The organism is Pseudomonas sp. EA_65y_Pfl1_P113, assembly GCF_963970525.1.
Classification (GTDB): Bacteria; Pseudomonadota; Gammaproteobacteria; order Pseudomonadales; family Pseudomonadaceae; genus Aquipseudomonas; species Aquipseudomonas tritici.
Genome location: NZ_CAXAQM010000479.1, coordinates 1 through 474 on the forward strand (window position 1 = coordinate 1; position 474 = coordinate 474).

1 protein-coding gene is annotated in these 474 nt (G+C 63.7%); it reads left to right on the forward strand.

All coding sequences use genetic code 11. The annotated features are described in order from the left end of the window. The coding region (locus AACY52_RS30665) for a helix-turn-helix domain-containing protein (RefSeq protein ID WP_339561440.1) at positions 1–227 on the forward strand (227 nt) is incomplete at its 5' end. Between the last annotated feature and the right edge of the window lie 247 nt (positions 228–474).

A 474-nucleotide genomic window follows, 5' to 3' on the forward strand; every position in this document is an offset into this window, starting at 1 on the left:
TCCTGGCCTATCTCATGCATCACTCTGGTCGCGTGGTGTCGCGTACCGAACTGGTCGAGCATCTCTACGATCAGGATTTCGACCGCGACTCCAACACCATCGAGGTCTTCGTCGGCCGTATCCGCAAGAAGCTGGACGTCGATATCATCCAGACGGTCCGCGGCCTCGGCTATCTGCTGACGCCGCCGGCCAAGACGCCCGAAAAGGGGCTTGAAAAAGGCGCCTGACGCGATGCGGGCTTGACGGGTGGCCGGACAGGGGGCCTTGGTCGCGTCATGATCGTCCATGCCGACCCAGCCGGCGCCCGCCGGAACATTGCCGATGCGCGCTAGCTCGCTTGCCAACCGCCTGTTCCTGTCGGCGACCGCCTGGCTGGTGGTGATCCTCGCCATCACCGGGGTCGTGCTGTCTTCGGTCTACAAGAACGCCACCGAGCGCGCCTTTGACCGTCGGCTCAATCTCTATCTCCGCACC